18 protein-coding genes and 1 other RNA gene are annotated in these 20,069 nt (G+C 38.2%); 4 read left to right on the top strand and 15 right to left on the bottom strand.

Going from position 1 to position 20,069, the window contains the following annotated elements; all coding sequences use genetic code 11:
* Positions 1 to 399: 399 nt before the first annotated feature.
* The 6 genes from IGL15_RS06830 to IGL15_RS06805 all read right to left on the bottom strand — a co-directional run bounded on the left by IGL15_RS06830 (position 400) and on the right by IGL15_RS06805 (position 5,518).
* A complete protein-coding gene (locus tag IGL15_RS06830; RefSeq protein ID WP_002289185.1) occupies positions 400 to 1,083 on the bottom strand; it encodes an HD domain-containing protein in 684 nt (227 codons plus the stop codon).
* Between the two features lie 80 nt (positions 1,084 to 1,163).
* Positions 1,164 to 2,660, bottom strand: a complete 1,497-nt coding sequence (locus IGL15_RS06825; RefSeq protein ID WP_104765365.1) for a carboxypeptidase M32 — start codon at positions 2,658 to 2,660, stop codon at positions 1,164 to 1,166.
* 45 nt (positions 2,661 to 2,705) lie between these two features.
* Positions 2,706 to 3,872, bottom strand: coding sequence for a THUMP domain-containing class I SAM-dependent RNA methyltransferase (locus tag IGL15_RS06820; RefSeq protein ID WP_104765366.1), 1,167 nt, complete (start codon positions 3,870 to 3,872; stop codon positions 2,706 to 2,708).
* Between the two features lie 208 nt (positions 3,873 to 4,080).
* Positions 4,081 to 4,448, bottom strand: an RNA gene (gene rnpB, locus IGL15_RS06815) — RNase P RNA component class B.
* A gap of 21 nt (positions 4,449 to 4,469) precedes the next feature.
* A complete protein-coding gene (gene gpsB, locus IGL15_RS06810; protein ID WP_002295835.1) occupies positions 4,470 to 4,889 on the bottom strand; it encodes a cell division regulator GpsB in 420 nt (139 codons plus the stop codon).
* 89 nt (positions 4,890 to 4,978) lie between these two features.
* Positions 4,979 to 5,518 carry a DUF1273 domain-containing protein gene (locus IGL15_RS06805; protein WP_002295832.1) on the bottom strand — a complete coding sequence of 180 codons (540 nt, stop codon included), beginning with the start codon at positions 5,516 to 5,518 and terminating at the stop codon, positions 4,979 to 4,981.
* Between the two features lie 63 nt (positions 5,519 to 5,581).
* On the opposite strand from IGL15_RS06805, the gene recU reads away from it, so the two are divergent.
* The 3 genes from recU (at position 5,582) to IGL15_RS06790 (ending at position 9,430) form a co-directional block, all read left to right on the top strand.
* Positions 5,582 to 6,229 carry a Holliday junction resolvase RecU gene (recU, locus tag IGL15_RS06800; RefSeq protein ID WP_002295830.1) on the top strand — a complete coding sequence of 216 codons (648 nt, stop codon included), beginning with the start codon at positions 5,582 to 5,584 and terminating at the stop codon, positions 6,227 to 6,229.
* On the top strand, positions 6,219 to 8,600 hold the full coding sequence (locus IGL15_RS06795; RefSeq protein ID WP_104765367.1) for a PBP1A family penicillin-binding protein: 2,382 nt from the start codon (positions 6,219 to 6,221) through the stop codon (positions 8,598 to 8,600). The genes recU and IGL15_RS06795 overlap by 11 nt, the downstream gene beginning before the upstream one ends.
* Positions 8,601 to 8,896: 296 nt before the next feature.
* Complete coding sequence (locus IGL15_RS06790; RefSeq protein WP_104765368.1) at positions 8,897 to 9,430, top strand: hypothetical protein; 534 nt, start codon at positions 8,897 to 8,899, stop codon at positions 9,428 to 9,430.
* Positions 9,431 to 9,555: 125 nt separating this feature from the next.
* Here the strand turns inward: IGL15_RS06790 and nth are convergent, their stop codons facing one another.
* Both nth and IGL15_RS06780 read right to left on the bottom strand, forming a co-directional pair.
* Complete coding sequence (gene nth, locus IGL15_RS06785) at positions 9,556 to 10,233, bottom strand: endonuclease III (RefSeq protein WP_002295825.1); 678 nt, start codon at positions 10,231 to 10,233, stop codon at positions 9,556 to 9,558.
* A 6-nt stretch (positions 10,234 to 10,239) separates the two neighbouring features.
* Positions 10,240 to 10,938, bottom strand: coding sequence for a DnaD domain-containing protein (locus tag IGL15_RS06780; protein WP_002289610.1), 699 nt, complete (start codon positions 10,936 to 10,938; stop codon positions 10,240 to 10,242).
* Positions 10,939 to 11,205: 267 nt separating this feature from the next.
* Between IGL15_RS06780 and IGL15_RS06775 the strand changes: the two genes are divergently transcribed.
* Positions 11,206 to 12,390, top strand: a complete 1,185-nt coding sequence (locus IGL15_RS06775) for an MFS transporter (RefSeq protein ID WP_104765369.1) — start codon at positions 11,206 to 11,208, stop codon at positions 12,388 to 12,390.
* Positions 12,391 to 12,395: 5 nt separating this feature from the next.
* Here IGL15_RS06775 and IGL15_RS06770 read toward each other — a convergent pair whose 3' ends face one another.
* The 7 genes from IGL15_RS06770 to tkt form a co-directional block, all read right to left on the bottom strand.
* Complete coding sequence (locus IGL15_RS06770) at positions 12,396 to 12,839, bottom strand: MarR family winged helix-turn-helix transcriptional regulator (RefSeq protein WP_104765372.1); 444 nt, start codon at positions 12,837 to 12,839, stop codon at positions 12,396 to 12,398.
* Positions 12,840 to 13,064: 225 nt separating this feature from the next.
* Complete coding sequence (locus IGL15_RS06765) at positions 13,065 to 13,352, bottom strand: DUF5960 family protein (protein WP_104765370.1); 288 nt, start codon at positions 13,350 to 13,352, stop codon at positions 13,065 to 13,067.
* A gap of 170 nt (positions 13,353 to 13,522) precedes the next feature.
* Positions 13,523 to 14,875, bottom strand: a complete 1,353-nt coding sequence (locus tag IGL15_RS06760) for an NADH oxidase (RefSeq protein WP_002330194.1) — start codon at positions 14,873 to 14,875, stop codon at positions 13,523 to 13,525.
* A 272-nt stretch (positions 14,876 to 15,147) separates the two neighbouring features.
* On the bottom strand, positions 15,148 to 15,594 hold the full coding sequence (locus IGL15_RS06755) for a Fur family transcriptional regulator (protein ID WP_002289542.1): 447 nt from the start codon (positions 15,592 to 15,594) through the stop codon (positions 15,148 to 15,150).
* A 235-nt stretch (positions 15,595 to 15,829) separates the two neighbouring features.
* Positions 15,830 to 16,756, bottom strand: coding sequence for a cysteine synthase A (gene cysK / locus IGL15_RS06750; protein WP_002296093.1), 927 nt, complete (start codon positions 16,754 to 16,756; stop codon positions 15,830 to 15,832).
* 139 nt (positions 16,757 to 16,895) lie between these two features.
* Positions 16,896 to 17,783, bottom strand: coding sequence for a glucosaminidase domain-containing protein (locus IGL15_RS06745; RefSeq protein WP_002295819.1), 888 nt, complete (start codon positions 17,781 to 17,783; stop codon positions 16,896 to 16,898).
* 245 nt (positions 17,784 to 18,028) lie between these two features.
* Positions 18,029 to 20,026: a transketolase gene (gene tkt / locus IGL15_RS06740; protein ID WP_002337707.1), complete on the bottom strand. Its 1,998-nt coding sequence runs from the start codon at positions 20,024 to 20,026 to the stop codon at positions 18,029 to 18,031.
* Positions 20,027 to 20,069: the final 43 nt, after the last annotated feature.

Here is a 20,069-nt window from a genome sequence, read left to right as displayed (position 1 = left end):
GAAGCCCTTTCGTTAAAATCAATTGTATTCTGAATATTTAATTTATTTATTGCATAGACCAATAAAAATACATAAAACTTCCATCTTCATTTATCAGCAATTTTTAATTTTACTCTCTGAATATTTCTTAAAAGTTTTACTTGTTGAATTCGAAAAAAGGACTGTGACAAAAGTCTTGTCACAGTCCTATTCTTCCGAATAAACGGTGTTCTCCTGCCAATTCCGAATCACAAGTTACAATATTCATCAAACATGAGAAGCTATTTTTTGAAATTGTTCCTTGTGACTCGGAGCTGAACGGCAGGCTCACGACCTCTTGGTAAACAGTGTTCCAGAAGTAACTTTTACGGAAAATGATCCGAAATATCTTGGAGCTGACCACTTCTGTCACAACCTCCATCATTTTTTGTTATTTTTGATCCAATTGTCTGGAGTAAAATTTTCATCGTCAATAGACCATTCCAGAAAAAATTCTTCTAAGAATTCACGCATGAAGGTTTCTCTTCGTTTGGCTTCTTCATATCCGTAATCAGTATTCATTTTATCAGACAGCAAGAACAGTTTTTCATAAAAATGATTGATCACTGTCGTGCCTTTTCGGTAATTTTCTTTGTCCTTGAATGTTTGCGGATACAGTTCAGGATCAAAAATCGGGTGCCCATGTCCACCGCCGAAATAAGCAGTACGCAAAATGCCGATTGCTCCTAATGCTTCGATACGATCAGCGTCTTGAACGATCTTACCTTCCAGAGATAGTTCGGCCGCTTCAGAGAGATTTTTAGAAAAGGACATATTTTCGATAATGGAAAAAATCATCGAGATCTGTTCCTCTACTATTGGCAAAGAGCGAAGGAATACACGAAGCTGTTGCTTTGCCTCGTTCTCATTTTTAACGACTTTATCATCAATCGTATCATGTAGGTAAGCTGCTGCAAGCGTCACAAAGCGGTCTGCCTGCGGTTCCGTCTCCAAAATTTTTTCAGCTAACTTGACAACTCTTTTGGTATGATCGCTCCCATGTCCTGTTTGATCATGCGCTAATTGGTCCATACTATAATCAGCGATCACTTGTAATTTATCCATTCGTTCCACTTCTTTCTTAAGTAAATAGCTGAAAACATCTATAGATTAGATGAATTTCAGCTATCTTTGTAAATTGTATTTTATTTTACCTGATATACATTAAAATACAGATCTTTCATATAGTCGATCAGGTATTGCGGATTAAGCGGTTCATGTGTTGCATCCATGATTAATTGATTTGGTTTTCTAGATGCACCATATTGATGGATATGCTCTGACATCCAGTTTTTGATTGGAGAATAATCGTCTGACGCTAGAACATTTTCCACATCTATTTCTTGCTGCAAAGAATGAAGTAATTGTGCCGCATACATGTACCCTAATGCATAAGAGGGAAAATAACCAAAGCTTGCACCTGACCAATGAACGTCTTGTAGGATGCCTTCCACATCATTTGTTGGTCGTATTCCCAGATACTCTTCATCTTTTTGATTCCATATTTCAGGTAGTTCAGCAACATCTACCCCTTCATTGAAAATCATTTTTTCGATTTCATAACGAATGATGATATGGAGAGGGTAAGTCAAACTGTCTGCCTCGATACGAACCAAACTTGATTTTGTATGGTTCAATGAACGATAAAATTTGTCAAAAGGAATATCATCGAATGTTCCTTCTGCACATTCTTGAAAGAAAGGATATTGCTTTTTCCAGAAGCTGCGACTACTTCCAATAATGATCTCGTTAAACAACGATTGTGATTCATGGATACCCATTGATGTACCTTCATAAACCGGTGTATACGCATATTTATCATCGATGTCTTGTTCATACATACCATGACCAGCCTCGTGGATCACTCCAAAAACAGCCATTTTGAAATCTGTTTCGTTCCATCGTGTCGTGATTCGTGCATCATTCGGATTAATTCCAGTCATAAATGGGTGGACAGTGTCATCTAAACGACCACGACTAAAATCATAACCAAGTTGTTCGATTACTTTCACTACAAATCTCTTCTGTTGTTTTTTCGTCATTCTCCGATTTAAAAAGTCTGTTTCAGGTTCAGTCCCTTTTTCTTGGAGCGTACGGCGGATCGAAAGAATTCCTTCTTTAAGCTGATCAAATACCTTATCAAGGATTTCGACAGTCATCCCGGGTTCGTATTGATTCAGCAAAACATCATAATTCGTCTTTTCATCTTTTCTCCAGTAAGGTATCAACTGTTTTGTTAATTCAATATTTTGATTCAATGCGTGTTGAAAATCAGAAAATTGTTGTGTTTCTCTAGCTTTTTGCCATTGTCCGTGTGCTGAAGAAACGGCAGCTGTATATTTTCTCATAAGATCTTCCGGTACGCGATGTTCCAAATCATACTCTTCTTTTACTTTGGCAAAAACGGCAGTTCCAACTTCCGACAATTCTTCCGGATGTTCAGAAAAATAGCGAATGGCTTCTTTGATTTTTGGACCGATTTTTTTTGAAAAATAAATGCTGTAAAGATAGCTGTCTACTTCACTTCGGTATGCACTAGCTTTTTCAGGCATACCTGTTTGTGTATCCCAATCGAGGATTCCTAAAGCTTGTTGTAGAAGATTGATTTCTTTTACTTCTTGTAAAAACTCTTTTTCTTTCATTCCCTATTCCTCCAAACATCCAATTGAATGAATCAATTAGTAAGATTATTCGTCTTTCTCTTTTTTTCTAGGCGGACGAGTTCCCCAATACTGGAATAGATCCGTACGCAATGCACCATTGTACAATTTTCTTTTTTTGGTTGCTTTTTGTCCGTAAAATTCCTCAAACGCTAAGTCGCTAGTCAAGATATATTTACTCCATGTTTTTAATGGACGGAATACATCGCCCATTTCTTTATATAATTTCCGAACAGTTTCTTCTTCTCCTAGACGTTCTCCGTAAGGCGGATTAGCCACGATGACCCCGTATTCTTTATCCGTTTTGAAGTCTTTGACTGCTTGTTGCTTAAAGGTAATCGAAGAGCCTAATCCGATTTCTTCTGCATTGGCTTTGGCAATTTCAATCATCCGTCCATTGATATCTGAACCAGTAATATCTAATTCAATATCATAATCTGCTTTTTCTTCGGCTGCTGATCGAATATTTTCCATGATTTCTTGACTGAACCAATCCCAAGATTCGCAAGCAAACTCACGATTGAATCCTGGTGCGATATTATGGCCTATTAAGGCTGCTTCAATACAAAGCGTACCTGAACCACATACAGGATCATAAAATGGACGGTCTTTTCGCCAATTTGTCAACATAACAAGTGCTGCTGCCATGTTTTCTTTCAATGGTGCTCCACCTTTTTCTAAGCGATAACCACGTTTGAATAAACTTGGTCCTGTCGTATCCAGAGTTACCATCACATGGTCTTTCAGCAAAGCTACTTCCAACTGAAAATGTGCGCCAGTTTCCGTCAGTGGTACAGAAGCTGGACGGTGATAATAGGTACGGAGACGTTCAACGATTGCTTTTTTTGTGATCGCTTGGCAATCAGGTGTGCTATATAGTTTCGACTTGATCGATTTTCCAGCTACAGGAAAAGCTGCATCTAGTGGAAGAAAATCTTCCCAAGGCAATGCTTTTACGTTTTCAAACAATTCATCAAACGTATACGCATCGAATTCCCCAACCACGATTTTTACTCGATCTGCTGTACGTAACCATAAATTAGCTGTAGCGATCGTTTCCATTGTTCCTTCAAAACGTGCACGTCCGTTCTCAACTTGGCATTCGATTCCAAGATCTCTTAATTCTTTACCAACCAGTGCTTCTAGCCCGCTTGCCGCAGTTGCGACGAGGTTGAACTTCCTGTTTTTTTCCATACACAATCTCCTTATTTATAAAAAAAGGAGGTGGGACATCAGTCCTACCCCACACTTTTACTCAAATTCCGAATAACCGGTGATACAAAAGTTTGTTTTGTAATAAGAACGACTCATCTGAAGTATTGAAAAATAGCTTTCAAATGTTTTTCTTGTTTCTTATAACGCATTACTTTTGTCACGACCTAATTCCCTGATGTTTGCGGTTTTCTATAAGCCATGTTCTGTACTTTGCTTTTCCAGGGAGAAAAAACAAAGCGGTAACCATCTATCTGCAGTTATACTGCCTTTTTGTCCTGTTCTTCTTCCAGACAAAAAGCGCCCCTACCATTGTTTGGGTTGCTCGCTCGAGGGGTTTACCGCGTTCCACCGGATGGGTTTCCCCAGCCGCTTCGTCACTGTGGCACTTTCAAGGATACTTAAGCATAGCCGAAGCCTTAGCTTGTTTTCCTGCCGTTACTCCAAAGAGTACCTTAGCTTATGGTTTCGCTAAGCACGAACACTACAGGCATCACAGCCTGTGCGAGCATGGACTTTCCTCAGCCTGATCAAGTCAGACCGCGATTACCCGAAAACCGCAAATTCATTAATCAAAAATTAAAATTGACGTGTTTTTTCATTATCATCTAAGCTTGTGTCTGCATTTGTGTAGTTATTTGGATTAGGTTGTGCTGGTTTGACTGCACTTGCTTGTTGATCAAGCTTTTTACCAAATACTTCACGTTCAAGATTTGACAAGCGTTTTAAGATATCAAAATTGGTCACTGCTGCGCTCTTTGGTGCCTCTGTTTGTTGCACGCGTGTTTGAGCTGCTCCTTGAGTTTTAGATAATTGAGCTACTTTTGCACTCAATCGATCGTTTTCTTCTTGTAAAGCAAGGAGTTCTTTGCTGTAAGTTTCATAATCTTTGATGATATTGTCTAAGAATTCATCAACTTCAACGGGATCATAGCCGCGCATTTTTGTTTTGAATTCTTGTTGTAAAATGTCTTTAGGACTATAAACCAAATTCGCCATATTTACACCTCTAGTTTTCATTTACGTAATAACATTTCTACCTTTTTCATTGTATAGGAAAAAAGTTGATAAATCAAACACAATATCGATTATTCACTAAAATTTTGAAGATCGTCCATACTGATCAGCCGAATTTCGTAGGGATGATCTGCTTGGTAATTCTGTGCATCTTCAAAAAAATACTTCGTTTTTCCAGGGAATTCTTCATCATAGATCAGCAGACAGCCCACTGTATGTTCAAGTATAAAACGAGTGTGATTCTTTAGCTGACTAGGTGATTGGTAGGGTTGATGGCTAACAGCTTCGACATAATCTGCTAATTGTTCTGCTAATTGTTTTTTTTCTTGGTTCCCTTCATTCCAGTTATTACCAAAATCAGAAAAAGGATACAAAATACCAAGAGATAGTTCCGGATATTCTTCTTTCAATTCCGCTACTATTTGCACAGCCCATAGTTCGACGCCTAGATTTCCACTAACGAGTACCCATTCCAGCCCTTCTTCTGCTAACTGACGGAGTTCTTTTTTTAAAACATTTTTAACAACTTGGATTTTAGGATCATTTTCTTTAAAAACACCGAGTTCGAAACTTCGATACCCAGACACATAGATTACTTTTGACTTATCCATCTCAGATTCCTTTTCTTTCTATCCGCTTTTTTGCTATAATGTGGCCTAGGAGTGTGATTAAAGATGGTATTGCGCTATCCAAATGGCCAACCTTATTATAAGAATGCCTCTCCCGTCGAAAAAATTCAAGAAAAAAGAAATCAGATCACTGAATTCGGCAATCGGGGGATGCACTTTGAAGAAGCAATCAATGAAAGTAATAAATATTATCTTTCCCGCGGGTTGGCGGTTATCCATAAAAAGCCTACCCCTATCCAAATCGTGAAAGTAGACTATCCTAAGAGAAGTGCTGCTGTGATCAAGGAAGCCTACTTTACCCAAGCCTCAACTACAGACTATAATGGCGTCTATCGAGGCTTTTACTTGGACTTTGAAGCAAAAGAAACCAAGAACAAAACATCTTTTCCCTTTAAAAACTTCCATGCCCATCAAATCGAACATATGAAAGCATGCCTCGAACAAAATGGGGTCTGCTTTGTCTTGTTATGGTTTTCGTCTTTGAAGCGCTGTTTTTATTTGAATAGTGTTCATTTGATTGCTTACTGGGACGCCCAAAAGGAAAAAGGACGCAAATCACTACCTTTATCTTTGATCGAAGAACTAGGAATAGAGATCAAAACTGGTATTTCTCCGCGGATTCCTTATTTGGACGCGGTTGACTTCTATTTATCAACATTATCTATTGAAGGAGAAAGCAAGAATGGCAAATGAACAAACTAGAAGCTCTAGACGACAGAAACAGCCTACTCCTAAAAAGAGTGTGAAGAAGAATTCTGGCAAAGGTTCTGGAAAGTCCTCTGGAACACATAAAAAAGGATTATTTATCAAGATCCTTTTAGGAATACTCTCATTTTTCTGTATCCTCTTTTTAGCAGGTGTAGGACTTTTCTGGTATTACGCAAAAGATGCGCCCGAATTGACGGATAAAAAATTAGACGCTACCGTATCTTCCAAACTATATACACAAGATGGCGAACTATTCGAAGATTTAGGCGCAGAAAAGCGTGAAAAAATTTCTGCGAATGAATTACCGAAAACATTAGAAGATGCGATCGTGTCGGTAGAAGATCGCCGTTTTTATAAACACATCGGGGTTGACCCTATTCGGATCATCGGTTCTGCCCTCTCTAACTTTACCTCTGGCGGACTGCAAGGCGGAAGTACTTTGACACAGCAATTGATCAAACTTTCCTTCTTCTCCACTAGTGCAGAGGATCAGACCCTGAAACGCAAGGCCCAAGAAGCGTGGATGGCTGTAAGATTGGAACAAAAAAAATCGAAACAAGAGATCTTGACCTACTACGTAAATAAAGTGTATATGTCAAACGGCTTGTACGGGATGGAGACAGCTTCTGAGATGTACTTTGGTAAGAAATTATCAGAACTTTCTTTACCGCAAACAGCATTGCTTGCTGGGATGCCTCAAGCCCCTTCCGCCTATGATCCTTATGTTTATCCAGATCAGGCGAAGAAAAGACGAGATACTGTTTTGTATACGATGCTTCAAAACGAAAAAATCTCTCAAACAGAGTATGATCAAGCTGTCAATGTACCGGTAACGGATGGTCTGCAAGAACTAACTCAATCCGATGACAATACTAAGATCGTCGATAATTACGTCAAAGAAGTCATCAATGAAGTACAAGAAAAAACAGATAAGAATGTCTACACAGACGGTTTAGAGATTTATACGAATTTGGATCTGGACGCCCAAAAGAAACTATATGATATCGTCAACACGGATCAGTATGTCTCTTACCCAGACGACGAGATGCAAGTTGCCTCCACCCTTATCGACACCAATACCGGGAAAGTAAAAGCCCAGATTGGCGGACGTCACATCGCAGAAGACGTAACTTTAGGAAACAACTTAGCAGTGAATACTTCCCGTGATTTTGGTTCTACGATGAAACCTGTCACAGATTACGGACCAGCTTTTGAATATTTGAAATATTCTACTGGAAAAACTATTACTGACGCACCGTATAATTATGAAGGGACTTCGACTCCTGTAGGAAACTGGGATAATCAATATATGGGCACCATTACTTTACGCCAAGCACTTTACTTATCCCGTAATGTTCCAGCAGTCAAATTATTCAATGAAGTCGGTTCAGATAAAGTGGCATCTTTCTTAAAAAATCTTGGGATCGAATACAGTACGATCCATCAATCGAATGCGATCTCTAGTAATACGGAAGAACAAGATGGGACAAAATACGGAGCTTCTTCCTTAAAAATGGCAGCAGCCTATGCGGCTTTCGCCAATGGAGGGACTTATTACAAACCTCAATATGTTAATAAAATCGTCTTCCAAGACGGAACAGAAGAAACTTATGAGCCAGATGGAAAAACAGCCATGTCTCCAGAAACAGCTTATATGATCACAGACATTTTAAAAGATACGATCACTGAAGGTACTGGTACGAATGCGCAAATCGCTGGGTTATATCAAGCCGGTAAGACCGGAACATCCAATTACACAGATGACGAGTATGCAAAACTTGGTATTTCTTCTGGGGTGTATCCAGATATCCTATTTGCGGGCTATACGCCAAATTATTCGATTTCCGTGTGGACAGGTTACAATAAAAAAATGACACCTGTCACTTCAGAATCGTCACACGTAGCCTCTGATGTTTATCGCGAGCTTATGCAGTATGTTTCAGCTAACGTGACAAATACAGACTGGGAGATGCCAAGCGGATTAATTCGTGTGGGCGGTGAACTGTACTACAAAGATCAATATACAGCTAGATCGAATGCAATTACACCATCAATAACTATTCCATCTTCCAGCTATGTCCAGACTCCTGGAAGCTCAACAACAGAGACAACGACTCAAAGCTCTAGCTCTACTAGTCAAAGCGAATCAACTGCTGAGTCCTCAAAAGAAAGCACGACAGCAGAAACAAGCGAGCCAGCGTCTTCAACAACGGTTCCTTCTTCTTCATCCGAAGAAAGCTCGACACCGTCTTCATCTGCTCCTCCTGCTTCTTCCAGTGATCCAGCAACTAGCGGAGCGGATGCTGCAAATGACCATACACCATCCAGTAGCACCTCAGCTTCTGGAAACAGATAGTAAAAAAGAAACCACGTCTACAAGCGTGGTTTCTTTTTTGTGTCTATGTAAAAAATAGCTACAAATAAAAATCATGTACCAAGCTGTTTTACATGATTTTTTATAAGACTATCCAGCATATACATGTGTGATCTAACATTTAGCTTAAAAATTAGAAAATCCATTTTTCTTTTATCATTACATATACTTTATCCATTTACTTGTTTATAATTAAATCGGCTAAATACACACTAGTCTTTTATTTAGTGCCACTTCTTAATAATCCCATTGTTATTATCAAATAAAAAACACAATATATGGTTTTGAATAATTTTTTGAAAGAAGGCTTCATTTTGAGTTATCTGATAGTATGCTTAATTATCATAATTTGTCTGCACCATCTTTTTTTATCGAAAACAATACCTCGTTATTCCAAGAATAAAAAAGCTGAAAAATTTAGTTTATTATTAAATAAATTTACTTTAGTTGCTCCTATCCTTGCATTTATTATTTTTTCTGTACTTTTAAGCACTACCCTTAAAGGAAAATTTATGGAAAGAAGCTCTCATGCAATGATTCTCACTTTTTTATGGTTGTTGTTCACCAGAATCTATATTTTTCTGATGAGCCTGAAACCGCCCAAATCCATTAGTTTATGTTTAGTTATAAATGGTATTTTTTTATTATCACTTATCATTTTTATTACACCTTTAGATAGATACGTCACTTATTTATATAATCCTTTGGAATACTGGACTTATTTTATAGGTATATTGGAAGGCATTATTTTCTACATCGGGTATTTTCCCAAGAAAAATAACAGCATTTATTTTTATCGCAATAAATTGTAATAAGTTACCATCCTAGCTACTGAGTATGTACATTTACTTTTTCATGCAAAAAAGATAAACGAAACAGCTTTTCTCCATGATAACAAGATAATTCATACATTTATTTGCAATTAAAGAAACCACGTCTACAGGCGTGGTTTCTTTTTTAGCGTCTTTTCTTTTAGACGCATCCGATTTTTCCCATCTTGACATATTGATAGCAAAGGACATACCTCGCACTTGGGATTTCTTGCCGTGCAATGATATCTACCGAAAAAAATCAGTGTATGATGTGTCTTTACCCATAATTCTTGTGGTACTTTCCGCATCAGTGTTTCTTCTACTTCCATGACCGTAGCATCTAGTTTGCAGATCCTCAGGCGTTTTGAGACACGTTCCACGTGGGTATCTACTGCGATTGCTGGTATCCCGAATGCATCCCCCAATACGACATTTGCTGTCTTTCTGCCTACACCAGGAAGAGACATCAATTCTTCTCTTGACGTTGGCACTTGCCCATCGAAACGTTCAATCAGCTGCTGTGCACACGCTTTGATGTTTTTTGCTTTATTTCGATACAAACCAATCGTTTTTATTTTAAGAATGATTTCATCGATTGAAGCTTCTGCTAACGCATCGGGTGTCGGAAAAGAGGCAAACAAATCTGGCGTTGCTTTATTCACTGATACATCTGTCGCCTGAGCACTTAAGATCACTGCAATCAATAACTCAAATGGATTATTGTGCTTGAGTTCTCCATGTGCTTCGGGAAACATTCCATACATCGTTTCTAGAGCTTCCATTGTTTTTTGTTTGCTTAACATATTCCGCTATTCCTCCAACCAATTTTTCAGTGAGACTTTCGGCAATTCTTCTTGTTGAGCTGACTGTTCTACTTCTCTTTGAAGAAGCTGCTGTTTTCTTCGTTTTTGGTCTTCTTCCACTTGTTGTTTTGTACGTAGATTTTTTCTTTCCCACGATAGCAAAATGCGGTCAACGTAATTAAAACTATAAGCCTGATTTAATACGGCTTCCCGCAGTGCTAGTTTCAAAATTTCCGGCTGATAATGATCTTCTTCTAGCCATTGACCGATTCGCTGGAACTCGATCGAAGAAAGCGGGCGTCCAAATTCTTGTTCAAATAATTGATACACTGACTGGATTTCTTTTTCTTGTGTTTTTTCTTCGTATTTTTTTTCTTGTGTTTTTAAATACTCACCTAATAGATCATAGATGGGGTAAAGATTATATCGATCTGCTTTTTTACCGTTGACAATCGTCGTTTCTATCTTGATAAACCCATTTGTTACGAGACGATCCAGTATTTGAAAAATCTGATCTTGCTTGATTCCCATATCCATAGCAATCATCTGCAAATCAGGGAAAGTATCTCCTTCAAGCTGTGCCATATGCAACTGTAGAACAAATAAAAATTCTTCAGATTGTAGACCGATCCTATGGTAATTTTTAAGTAAAAGATTAGATATAACTGTTTGTCCAGCGCTTAAGTAATTTTCTAAATTCAACATGATTTCTCCTCCGCTCAATCACAGTATACGTAAAAAAAACATGGGAAGCAAGAACAGGTTTCTTTTCTATTTACTTCACTGATCGGTCAGATTTACAATGTCGTCTACTTGATTTTTGTTTGTTCATGTTTTTGATGCGCATCTTCACTTTTCGGAATAAATAAATCAAGTAGATTTCGCTGTTCCTTAGAATGTTGACAAGGAAACAAAATTACTATACACTATTTTTGTTTCCAAGTTAACATTATTGCATAAAGGAGTTTTTACATGTACAGTTTCACAAATAAATATTCTAAAGTTTTTGGATACGTCTCTGTCTTATTCACTGGATTAGGATTTACTATCGTCAGTCCTGTACTTCCGTTTTTAACGCTGCCTTATTCTCACTCCATACATCAGCAAGCTTTCTATATCACTTTGCTCATGTCTGTTTATGCTCTAGCTGCCTTCTTATCTGCCCCCATTCTCGGTAGCTTAAGTGATCATTTTGGGCGTCGTCCGATCCTTATTATCAGTTTATTAGGATCAAGTATCGGATATTTGCTTTTTGGTTTAGGAAATTCGATATGGATGTTGTTCCTTGGTCGTATCATTGAAGGATTGACGGCAGGAGAAATCTCCACCTTATATGCTTACTTTGCCGACATCACGGAACCTAATGAAAGAACCAAAGTTTTTGGATGGATGGGTGCTTTAGTCGGTATAGGAACAACGCTGGGTCCTATTATAGGGGGTCTATTAGCTGAGTTGGGGAATTCTGTTCCTATATTTATTGGAGCACTCTTTACTTTCTTAAATGCCGTTTATGGCTACACATTTTTGCAAGAAAGCCTTCCAATAAAAAAACGTTCAGTAGATTTAAGTTTCTCCCATGTAAGACCTTTTCACCAATTACAACAATTATTCAAGATTTCATCCGTTATTCCTTTATTGACAGCAGGTTTTGCTGTTTGGTTGGCAGCTGGCTCTCTTCAATCTATCTTTTCTCAATTTTCGATTGACGCCTTTCAGTGGAAGGCTGGGTTGGTTGGTTTAAGCTTCTCTTTGATTGGAATCTTGGATACTGTCTCGCAATTGTTCATTATGCCTCGATTGCTCAAAAAATTTTCAGAACAGCAGATCACAAGAATAGGGATGTTCAGTGAAATCCTCGCCTATCTATTCATCACATTATCTGGAATTCTTCTACTGCCGATTTTGTTTTTATTTGGGATTATCTGTTATGGTTTCGGTGATTCTATTTTTACTCCTGTATTCAATGGCCAACTATCCAATTCTGTCTCAGATAACCAGCAAGGTCTTGTAATGGGCGGTACCCAAAGTATACAATCTCTATCGCGCGTCATCGGCCCGCTAATCGCAGGACAGCTTTATGCTGCAGCACCATTTCTTCCAACGGTATTCGGATTTTTGCTTATGATTTTTGCCTATTATCACTACAATAAAAAATAGTAGCTTCATTTGCTACTTCGTATAAATTCTCTGTATCGACCGATAAAACGAAATACTGTGTCAAATTCTTCTTTTGACATATTTTCAAATACAGTAGCATCTCGCTGTACCCATTTTTGATGGAGTTGCTCGTGTCTATTCCTTATTTTTTGTCCGATTGGCGTCAATTGAAAATAGATTTCTTTTTTATTCTCTTCGCTTTGATAAGTGTTTATGATCCCTTTAGCTATCAGTTTTTTTGTTAGCTTACTGATGGCTCCTCTAGTCATATAACTAGCATTCGCTAATTTTGTCACGTTAGGATCAGGGATTTTCCCGATATGTTCAATCACTTCTAGTTCATTTAGAGTAAATCCTGCAAATTCTTTTTCCATTTCTGGTTTATTACGATGAATAATCTCATTAGCTAAATCCAGATATTCTTCTATTAGCAGTTGTCTTTTATCCATTTCTACACCTTCTTTTTCTTTCATTATATTGTTTTTTTGTTTCCTATTCAACAAAGATAAAAATATTTTGCAGGAAAACCCAATCTGAAACCAAGAAAAAAAGGGGTTGACAAAGCTTGTCATAACCCCTTTTTCTGATTAAAAGATAGTAAAGAGACAGTCATCGGTAATTGTGATGATTTTTTGTCATCACTTAAGGATGAGCGGCCTTTTCAAAAACTGTCTTTAAAGATCATCATCAGTTTCTAGCACATACGGCTGACCTTCATATGTGTACTCTGTATTCAATGTGCCGTCGTTTTCATCTGAGTAGATGCGTCTACTGAAAGGAAAACGATGAGAAACATTATCTTTGGCGTCTTTTGCTGGCATCGTGTAATATTCCTCTTGCGTTTCATTCAACTGAGAGAGTACTTGATCTGCCAACTCATCAATATTGATCGTTGGTTTCTTCGAAGCACTTTTATAATCTTCTAAAAATGCATCTTGTTGGACAAAATATTCTTTATTCATCTTCTTTCTCACCTTTCTTTTCAAAATCAAATAAAGCTGCTTGTTCTTTTATGTAACAGCTTTATCTTTGCTGCTTATTGTGACAAAAAATTCGAAGAAAGACAACTAATTGTACTTTTCACAAAAAAAGACAGAGGGTCGTGACAAAATTGTGTCACAACCCTTTTTCTTTATTGTGCAGTTTCGATTTCGCCTAGCGCTGCTTGTGCAAGTAGGTTCAAGTAATTCCATGGGCGGTCAAAATGTGGTTGGAAGAAGAAATCTGAAAGTGCGAGATCTTCTACAGTCATTTTATTTTGAACAGCTAAAGACATGGTATTTGCTGATTGTGTAATGTCGTATTTGGACATGAACTGAGCACCTACGATACGATTCGTTCCTTTTTCATAGACTAGCTCCATCATTACTTTTTCAGTAGTTGGCATGAACTCTGGACGATAATTATCTTCAAATACAGTCGCTTGGACTTCTAGATCGTTCAAAGTTGCGCTTTCTTTGGTCACACCTGTCGAACCGATCGTCCAGCCAAATAGGTAAAGTCCTGAAGTTCCTTGAGTACCACGATACGCCATTTTATGATCTGTCAAGTTATTTCCCACAAGCAAACCTTGACGAACGGCATTTGTTGCCAAAGGAATATAGTTTTGCGTGCCACTTGGATTGTAGTTGACTACTGCAGAGTCTCCAGCTGCAAAAATGTCTGGATCACTTGTCTGCATGTATTCATTCACTTTGATTGCCCCGTTTGGCAGTGTATCTACTTTTCCTTCGATCAGTTTTGTATTTGGACGGAAGCCCACACATAAAATGACCATATCTGTATCAAATGTATCTGTTGGTGTAGCTACTTGTTTCACTTTTCCTTCTTCATCTGTGATAAATTCAGTAACATTTTCGCCTAGCGCAAGAGTAACACCGCGGTCTGTCAATTCTTTTTCTAAGATATCTGTGAATGGTTTATCTAGATATTTATTCAAGATGCGATCTAATCCATCAATCAATGTCACTTGTTTTCCAGATTCGACAAAAGCTTCTACTAATTCAATACCGATATATCCACCACCAACAATTACTACACGTTTTGCTTCTTTCGCTTGTGCAATAATTTCATTTGCTTGATTGTAGTTTTTGCATAGGAGTACATTTTTCGCATCGATTCCACTAATCGGTGGGATAATAGGCCATGAACCAGTTGTCATCACTAATTTATCATAAGAAACCGTTTCTGTTTCTCCTGTTTTCAGATCTTTTGCCGTTACTGTTTTATTTTCTGTATCAACGTCTGTTACATCGTGTTCCATTTTAACTGTTGCTCCTAATGAAGATAATTCTTCAGGATTTGAGTAGAACAAGCCTGCTGGGTCCTTTACTACTCCGCCGACATAAAGTGCGATACCGCAAGATAAGAAAGAAATATTGTCATTTCTTTCATATACTGTCACTTCTGCTTCTGGGTGATTTTTTAAAATACTTTTTACAGCTGCAGTACCTGCATGTGTACAGCCAATTACTACTACTTTCATTTATGGTCCCTCCGATTAACATTTTGTCCTTCGACAAAACTACTATAACAGAAATAAAACGGATACAACAGTTTAATGCTTGTGAATTCACAAAGGTTTGTTTGTAGTTTCATTCCTTTTCAAGCATAAGAACCCAATATCTACAAGATTCTTATTGTGATAACATTCACTTTGATATCTAAGATTGTGAATAAAAGACAAAAAAATAAAAAAGCTAGCGTTTTTTTTACACAGCTAGCTTTTTTTAGGTATAACACTTGTAGAAACTGTTTTTACATTTGCGCCTTTTTTGCTGACTCTTTACAATCCGGACAGAGTCCATACAATTCCAACCGATGTTCATTAATCTCAAAATCAGTCAGTCTGCTCGCAGCCATTTCTATATCTTCAAGCCCTGGGTAATGAAAATCAACAATCTTACCGCAGTTTTCACAAATTACATGATAATGACGCTTTGAACTGAAATCAAATCGGCTAGAAGCATCGCCGTACTTCATTTCTTGAACAAATCCAATCGAAGTAAATAAGCGAAGGTTATTGTAAACAGTCGCAACACTCATATTTGGAAACCGATGTTCAAGTGCTTTATAAATCTCATCAGCCGTTGGATGGGAATGATGTTCAATCAAATATTCTAAAACCGCGTACCGTTGAGGTGTGATTCGAATGTTCTCTTTTTTTAACTTTTCGATAACCTCTTCGACTAACTTATTTTCCATGTAAACACCCCACGTTGTTATTCTCGTCTTATCATACTATTTTTACATTTTAAAATCCACTTAACATGAAAAGAAAATTCAATTTTATTGTATTTTAATGAAAAAAGACGTAAAACAGTCGCGTTCACTATTCTACGTCTCTATTCAAATAATTTTTCTCATCATAAATTTTTGTGTGTTCTTTTCATCTTTAAAAGTTTTTTACATAAACCTATCTGGAGAAAAACCAAGTGCCTTATATCTCTTGGTAAAGGGCTGTAGATAAATAACGTTCACCATTGTCGGGAACCACAGCTAATACCTTCTTGCCTTTTCCTAATTCTTTTGCGACTTTTAGCGCGGCAGCAATTGCAGCGCCAGATGAGATGCCTACTAAAATCCCTTCTTTTCGCCCAACTTCTCTAGCTGTTTCCATCGCTTCGTCTCCACTAATAGAAAGGACTTTATCATACACAGAAGTATCCAGTGTTTTAGGAACAAAACCTGTACCGATTCCTTGGATTTTGTGAGGTCCCGCTTCTTTCCCTTCTAAAATAGCAGATTCTGCTGGTTCTACCCCGATTAATTCGATTTTCGGATACACACGTTTTAATTCTCGGCCAGCGCCAGTGATCGTTCCTCCTGTACCGATACCTGCAACAAACGCGTCCAAGCCATTTACTCCAAATGCTTGATGTATCTCAGGACCAGTCGTCTTCTCATGCACAAGAGGATTTGCTTCATTTTCAAATTGTAATGGTAAAAAGTAGCCGTTTTCTTTTGCCAAACGTTCTGCTTCTCTGATTGATCCAGAAATACCATCCGCACCAGGAGTCAAAATCAACTCTGCGCCGTACCCTTTCATCAATAAACGTCTTTCGATACTCATCGTCTCAGGCATCACGATGATTACTTTATATCCTTTTGCAACTCCTACCATCGACAATCCGATTCCTGTATTTCCAGAAGTAGGTTCAATGATAGTATCACCTGGTTTCAGTAGACCATCGTGTTCTGCTTTTTCTATCATACTTAAAGCAATACGATCTTTTACACTTCCTCCTGGATTAAAAAACTCAAGCTTTACAAAAACATCTGCTGAATCTTCTGGTACGATTTTATTTAATTTGACGATTGGCGTTTTGCCAATCAATTCGGTGACTGAGTTATAGATAGCTGTCATCTTCAATTCCTCCTTGTCTTTGCTCTTCTTACTTATCATAATACAATCTGTTCATTTATGGCGAGTGATTCGTCTTTGACTAGCAAAAAAAAGACAAAGATATACCATATATGGTAGTTTCTTTGCCTTTTTATCTAAATCAAACGTTTAGTTCTTGACCAACTAATAAAGAATAACTGGACATAGACATGCCATTTTTCGCCATTAGATCATCAACAGACATGCCAAATTTTTGTGCAATATCCCATAGCGTATCACCTGACACGACTGTATATGTCTGACCATTATTTGTATTTACATCTGTTGTTGAAGATGATGACGTTGAAGTCGTCGTAGTAGTCGTTGTTGTTGTACTTGTGGTTGTTGTAGCCGAACCTGTTGATGGCGTATCAAAACGGGTTAAATTATAAGTATTAATCAATGAGTTCAATTTGGCCCCATAATTTGGATCGGTAGCATAACGACCTGTCAAGTACGCTGTTGCATCATAAAAACTTGTTGTATTGCTTTTCCACACGCCAGCATAATGATAATCGCCCGTGGAAAAACTGGTTGAACGAAGAACATTCGCATGGTCTTGGAAGGATTCCCAATAAGAAGAATATTTTCGGAATGGTTCATTCATCGTTACCCATTGTCCGTTTACATATTCTTTGGTTGCCATATAAACGACCTGTCCGTTATAGCTTCCTTTCACACCGAATAGATTATAATTTGGCGCACTAGCTAATCCGGAAGTGCCATATGCACTTTCCAACAACGCTTGAGCGATCATGACTGAAGCATACAAGTCATTACTTGCAGCAACTTCTGACGCAGACCAGCCGATTTGATCGATAAACGCTTGAGGATCAGCGACTGTTTGAGATCCTTGTTCATCTGCATGAACATGTTGCGGTACCGCTGTAACCATCATCGGCCCAACTAAAAGACTCGTTCCAATTAAAGGAGCAATCGCTTTTTTATTGATCACCATTTTTCTTTTAGGTCTATGGTGTCGGGCACTGCGGGTCTTCAGCTCTTGCATTCAAATTCCTCCTCAAAATAAAAAAACTTAATAAAAAGTTCTCTTCTTAAAACAAACTTAATTAATTAAATTATACTTTTAATTCTCAAGAAACACAAACTAATCCGAAGAATTCTTTGTTTTGTCATTTAAATGTAACATAGCCGAAAACGAAAAGTAATATTGATTTATTCTTCTAACACATAAAGAACAGCTGTCTCCAACTTGCAGACAGCTGTTCTTATCAGTCAAACAATTGCTTGGATCTATGATAGTTGATTGTACGTATTCACGACATTTTCTACTGTAAATCCAAATTCTTCTAAAATTTTAGTGCCAGGGGCAGATGCACCGAAATGATCGATTGTAATCGTTGCGCCCTCTGTTCCTACGTAGCGTTCCCATCCAAATGATGCAGCAGCTTCGATAGCCACACGTTTCTTCACTGATTTAGGAAGTACACTTTCTTTATATTCAGAAGATTGTTTTTCAAAGAGGTCAAAGCTTGGCATAGAAACAACAGAAACATCTTTGCCTTTTTCAGCCAATTCTTTTTGAGCTTTCACAGCCAAATCAACTTCAGAACCTGTTGCAATCAAAATACCTTCTGGTGTTTCTCCTTGTGATGGAGAAAGAACATACGCGCCTTTTTTCACCATTTCATCTGCTACTTCTTTTGTAGAAGGCAATACTGGAAGGTTTTGACGACTCAATACAAGGATAGTAGGCGCATCTGTTGTCTCCATCGCTACTTTCCAAGCAGCACGTGTTTCATTTCCGTCTGCCGGACGAATCACTTGAACACCAGGCATGCAGCGAACAGATGCTAGTTGTTCAATCGGTTCGTGCGTTGGTCCGTCTTCTCCGACAGCAACCGAGTCATGTGTTAAGACGTAAACAACAGGAGTATGTTGGATTGCTGCTAAACGAACTGCTGGTCTTAGATAATCGACAAAGACAAAGAATGTTCCACCGTAGATACGAGTTCCGCCATGAAGTTGGATACCATTCATAGCCGAAGCCATTGCAAATTCGCGGACACCGAACCAGATGTTGCGTCCTTCATAATGTTCAGGAGTGAAATCTTTATCTGCAGCCACCATTGTATTATTGGAACCTGACAAGTCCGCTGAACCACCCCAGAAGCTTGGTATAGCTTTCGATAATTCTTGGATGACTTCTTTACTTGAAACACGGCTTGCTTGACTGCTTCCAACTTCATAAGTTGGCAATTCTGCATCCCAGTTTTCTGGTAGTTTGCCATCAAAAGCATCTTCAAATTGTTGTGCTAATTCAGGATAAGCTTTTTTATAATTGGCAAACATTTCATTCCATGCATCTTCAGCTTTTTGTCCTTCTTCTATCATCGTTTGATGGAAGCGGGCAGCTACTTCTTCTGGAACAGTGAAATCTGGATACTCCCAACCATAAACTTCTTTAGCCATCTTGATGCCATCTTCACCAATAGGAGCACCATGGACAGCAGATGTTCCTTCTTTAGGAGCACCATAGCCGATGACTGTTTTTACTTCGATCAATGTTGGTTTGTCTGTTTCAGCTTTTGCTTCTTCAATCGCTTTAGAGATTGCTTCTAGGTCATTTCCGTCTTTCACTAAGATATGTTGCCAGCCATATGCTTCATAGCGAGCACCAACGTTTTCTGTGAAAGCTTTTGAAGTTGGACCGTCTAGTGAAATATCGTTTGAATCGTATAAAACGATCAATTTCCCTAGTTTCATATGACCTGCCATCGAACTTGCTTCTTGAGATACCCCTTCCATCAAGTCTCCGTCACCGCATATTGCATACGTATAGTGATCCATCACATTAAAGTTTTCTTTGTTATACGTTGCTGCAAGGTGCGCTTCTGCCATTGCCATACCGACAGCCATTGCAATCCCTTGTCCTAATGGCCCTGTAGTGGCTTCTACACCATCTGTATGATGTACTTCAGGATGTCCTGGTGTTTTAGAATCCCATTGACGGAATTGTTTCAAATCATCGATTGTCACTTGATAGCCAGCTAAATGAAGCAAGCTATACAACATTGCTGACCCATGTCCTGCCGAAAGAACGAAACGGTCGCGGTCAGCCCAGTTTTTTGATGTCGTTGGATTTACTTTCAGGTGTTTTGTCCATAACGCATATGCCATAGGTGCTGCGCCCATCGGCAATCCAGGATGTCCTGAGTTTGCTTTTTGGACTGCTTCAATACTTAATGTACGAATTGTGTTAACGCCAAGTTGGTCAATTTTGTCAAACAAAATAACCCCTCCTATTAATTTAGGTTTTTTTTACCTTTATTTC

The organism is Enterococcus sp. DIV0436a, assembly GCF_051711605.1.
Taxonomy (GTDB): Bacteria; Bacillota; Bacilli; order Lactobacillales; family Enterococcaceae; genus Enterococcus_B; species Enterococcus_B faecium.
This window is presented reverse-complemented; position numbering and strand designations above follow the sequence as displayed.

Excerpts from the sequence above, each read along its gene's own strand:
- IGL15_RS06830 (WP_002289185.1), bottom strand. The coding sequence starts at position 1,083 with ATGGATAAATTACAAGTGATCGCTGATTATAGTATGGACCAATTAGCG.
- IGL15_RS06825 (WP_104765365.1), bottom strand. The coding sequence starts at position 2,660 with ATGAAAGAAAAAGAGTTTTTACAAGAAGTAAAAGAAATCAATCTTCTA.
- IGL15_RS06820 (WP_104765366.1), bottom strand. The coding sequence starts at position 3,872 with ATGGAAAAAAACAGGAAGTTCAACCTCGTCGCAACTGCGGCAAGCGGG.
- gpsB (WP_002295835.1), bottom strand. The coding sequence starts at position 4,889 with ATGGCGAATTTGGTTTATAGTCCTAAAGACATTTTACAACAAGAATTC.
- IGL15_RS06805 (WP_002295832.1), bottom strand. The coding sequence starts at position 5,518 with ATGGATAAGTCAAAAGTAATCTATGTGTCTGGGTATCGAAGTTTCGAA.
- recU (WP_002295830.1), top strand. The coding sequence starts at position 5,582 with ATGGTATTGCGCTATCCAAATGGCCAACCTTATTATAAGAATGCCTCT.
- IGL15_RS06795 (WP_104765367.1), top strand. The coding sequence starts at position 6,219 with ATGGCAAATGAACAAACTAGAAGCTCTAGACGACAGAAACAGCCTACT.
- IGL15_RS06790 (WP_104765368.1), top strand. The coding sequence starts at position 8,897 with ATGGTTTTGAATAATTTTTTGAAAGAAGGCTTCATTTTGAGTTATCTG.
- nth (WP_002295825.1), bottom strand. The coding sequence starts at position 10,233 with ATGTTAAGCAAACAAAAAACAATGGAAGCTCTAGAAACGATGTATGGA.
- IGL15_RS06780 (WP_002289610.1), bottom strand. The coding sequence starts at position 10,938 with ATGTTGAATTTAGAAAATTACTTAAGCGCTGGACAAACAGTTATATCT.
- IGL15_RS06775 (WP_104765369.1), top strand. The coding sequence starts at position 11,206 with ATGTACAGTTTCACAAATAAATATTCTAAAGTTTTTGGATACGTCTCT.
- IGL15_RS06770 (WP_104765372.1), bottom strand. The coding sequence starts at position 12,839 with ATGGATAAAAGACAACTGCTAATAGAAGAATATCTGGATTTAGCTAAT.
- IGL15_RS06765 (WP_104765370.1), bottom strand. The coding sequence starts at position 13,352 with ATGAATAAAGAATATTTTGTCCAACAAGATGCATTTTTAGAAGATTAT.
- IGL15_RS06760 (WP_002330194.1), bottom strand. The coding sequence starts at position 14,875 with ATGAAAGTAGTAGTAATTGGCTGTACACATGCAGGTACTGCAGCTGTA.
- IGL15_RS06755 (WP_002289542.1), bottom strand. The coding sequence starts at position 15,594 with ATGGAAAATAAGTTAGTCGAAGAGGTTATCGAAAAGTTAAAAAAAGAG.
- cysK (WP_002296093.1), bottom strand. The coding sequence starts at position 16,756 with ATGACAGCTATCTATAACTCAGTCACCGAATTGATTGGCAAAACGCCA.
- IGL15_RS06745 (WP_002295819.1), bottom strand. The coding sequence starts at position 17,783 with ATGCAAGAGCTGAAGACCCGCAGTGCCCGACACCATAGACCTAAAAGA.